Annotated in this window: 1 protein-coding gene and 1 pseudogene; both read right to left on the bottom strand. The window is 69.9% G+C overall.

Going from position 1 to position 2,900, the window contains the following annotated elements:
- Nucleotides 1-1,005 (bottom strand): annotated as a pseudogene (locus MXD60_RS22130) (hypothetical protein); the annotation flags it as partial.
- A 142-nt stretch (nt 1,006-1,147) separates the two neighbouring features.
- Nucleotides 1,148-2,524 (bottom strand): non-hydrolyzing UDP-N-acetylglucosamine 2-epimerase, encoded by a 1,377-nt coding sequence (gene wecB / locus MXD60_RS22125; protein ID WP_248821256.1) that lies wholly within the window; start codon nt 2,522-2,524, stop codon nt 1,148-1,150.
- Nucleotides 2,525-2,900: the final 376 nt, after the last annotated feature.

The raw sequence follows: 2,900 nt of genomic DNA, 5'->3' as shown, positions 1-2,900 counted from the left end.
TGGCTGACCCTGGGGAAACGGCTGACCCGGCGGATATGACGGATTCCCTGGGGCCGAAGGGGCCGGCTGCGGCACAGGGACCGGCGGCCAGCCCGGACCGGCCGGCTGGTGGGCCGGGTTCTGCGCCGGGCCGAACCGGGACGAAGGCCCCGACTGGGCGACCGGCACACGCGCCTCGTCGATCGGCGGCAGTCCCTCCGGGAATCCGAAGTCGGTCGACACGGTGCGGCCGTCCAACGCGGCGTGCAGACCTTCCCGACAGGCGGCGTGCACGGCCTCCCGCATCGCCCGGGCAGTCTCCGTGCGCAGGACCCTGCTCTCCAGGTCATTGCGCCGAAGCAGGGTGGAGATCCCATCGGAGACGAACTGAATCATCAGCCTGATACCAAGCCGGGTGCGCCACATCATCCAGCCGAGATACAGACTCGTCCCGTACGGGAAAACAGAGATGTACGCGTTGTAGCCCTCCGAGCTGAGGACAAGGCGGTTGTTGATGCGGTCGCGGCCGAGCCCGGTGTCTATCCGACGGTAGGCGATCTGCACCGGTATCTGGCGGTTCCGGACCGTCCCGGCGATCTGGCTGTACGCCGAGTCGGTTCGGTCGGCGGAGTCCGCGAGGAGCACCCGCCACTCGCCGATCGGCTCCCGCCGCTTCACGAACAGCAACACGACGAAGAAGACAACAGTCGATATCCAGCCCCCGGCCTGGAAGGTGCCCTCGGCGAAGGAGTAGTTCCCGCCGCCCGAGCCGTCGTAGCTGTCCGCGGAACTGTTACCGCCGATCGCCTCGGACACCGCGGCCAGGCCAGCGATGAGGACAAAAAACGCCAGAACCACAAACGAAACCAGGGTGGCCCGGACCCAGAGCCGAAAGATCTCCATACCGGACACGCCGTCGTCCAGTGAGAGCTCGATTGGGTGGTGGCGAAGCGTCTTGTCCAGATAGGCCGCGTTACCGTCGTTTCCCTGCCAGCCGGGCATCTGCATGCCCTCGGCACCCCACATACCGCCCCCGATCGTTGACCGGGCCCAAGGCTACGACATGTCGGGCATAACTGGCGAGCCACAGTCACCCGAATCCCTGGTTTCTACGGGTTTCCGCAGGTCATCCGTATGGAAATCAGCTCCGCGGGAGTTCGAGTCGGCGTCAGTGGTTTTCGGCGGTGGTCGCGGGGGCGACCGGATAGGGGCCGGTGCCCGGGTACGCGTCGCCGTACCAGACGGTGCGGCGGACGTGGTCGACGTAGCTGACGATGATGTGCACGACCCGGCGGGAGACGTCGGCGGCGGCGTAGTCGGCGACGACACGCGGCCGGCGGTCGCTCTCGGCCTCGCGCACGATCAGCTCGGTGGCGGCGAGGATCCGGTCGGCGCGCAGCACGCTGGAGACGAGCACCCCGCGGTCCATCCCCTCCGGCCGCTCGTGGGCCTCGCGGATGAGCACCGCCGGGAAGCCGACGAGGGAGGCCTCCTCGGTCAGGGTGGCGCTGTCGGAGAGCACGCACAGGGCGGCCCGCTGCAGCGCGAGGTAGTCCGGGAAGCCGAAGGGCCGGCAGAAGCGGACCCGGTCGTCGATCAGCGGCGCCCGACCGGACCGGCGCAGGGCCGCAAGCCGGTCGCGGGTACGCGGATGGGTGGAGACGACCACCGGCAGCCGGTAGCGGACGGCGAGGCGGTTCAGCGTGTCCAGCAGCGCCTCGATCGCCTCGGGCCGGCTGACGTTCTCCTCCCGGTGCACGCTGGCGACCAGGTAGCGGCCGGCCTGCACGCCGAGGGTGGCCAGCACCGAGGAGCTGTCGATGAGCGGCGCGTAGTGGTCGAGCACCTCGCGGACCGGTGAGCCGACGACGAAGATCCGGTGGGCGGGGAGGCCCTCGGCGAGCAGGTGGCCGCGGGCCCGCTCGGTCAGGGCGAGGTGGACGTCGCTGAGCTGGTCGGCGACCCGGCGGTTGATCTCCTCGGGTACCCGCTGGTCGAAGCAGCGGTTGCCGGCCTCCAGGTGGAAGACGGCGATGCGGCGGCGCTTGGCGGCGATGGCGGCGTAACAGGTGTTCGTGTCGCCGTGGATGAGCAGTGCGTCGGGTGCCTCGGCGGCAAGGATCGGATCGAGCTGGCCGATGAGTCGGCTGATCGTGTCCGCGGGGGTGGTGCCGGCGGCCTCGAGGGTGTGGTCGGGCCGGCGGATGCCGAGTTCGTCGAAGAAGATCTGGCTGAGCTCGTGGTCGTAGTTCTGGCCGGTGTGCACGAGCCGCAGGTCGACCGCCCGGTCGAGGGCCGCTAGCACCCGGCTGAGTTTGATCACTTCGGGTCGGGTGCCGACGACGACCAGCACCCGCAGGCGCCGTTCGGCGGGCCCGGCCGCCGGTTGCGGCACGACGGGCGCGGGGCGGGCGACGCTGCGCGGCGCGCGCCGTGGCTGCGGTCCACTCGGCTGCGGCACGAGCGGCGTGAACCGCTCGCCGGGAAGCTCGGACGGCGCCGTCGGCACCGACGGCCCGCTCTGCTCGGGATTACCACGCGGCATCTGAACTCCCCCTGGCGCACGCGGAACGTCATGGTCGACCGCGCCGGCTCCGGCTCCGCCGCCGGCGACCGCCCACGACCACCACCAGGGAATCTATCACTCTCTGCAATTTTCCATAACTCAGCGTCGAGATAACGCCCCCGTCGCACCCGCTGTCCGTTCTGTCGCCTGGGCGGAACCTGCCAGCGGCCCGACACCCGATTCATCCCCACAGACGAACCAGCCACAGACGAACCAGCCACAGACGAACCAGCCGCAGGCCCGAACGGTCGCTCTGTGCGGTGCGGCGTCTGGTGGTCTGTCGAGGACGCGCCGCCTACGCACGTGCGGGGACGCGTCCCCCCCCGGGCGGGCTCTTATAAACATCTGACGCTGC

The organism is Frankia sp. AgB32 (assembly GCF_023243045.1).
Classification (GTDB): domain Bacteria; phylum Actinomycetota; class Actinomycetes; order Frankiales; family Frankiaceae; genus Frankia.
Note: the sequence above shows the minus strand (reverse complement) of the source record. Positions and strands in the feature narration are given on the sequence as shown.

What these genes read in the sequence shown, in the direction of transcription:
- wecB (WP_248821256.1), bottom strand. Translation starts at nt 2,524, where the DNA reads ATGCCGCGTGGTAATCCCGAGCAGAGCGGGCCGTCGGTGCCGACGGCG.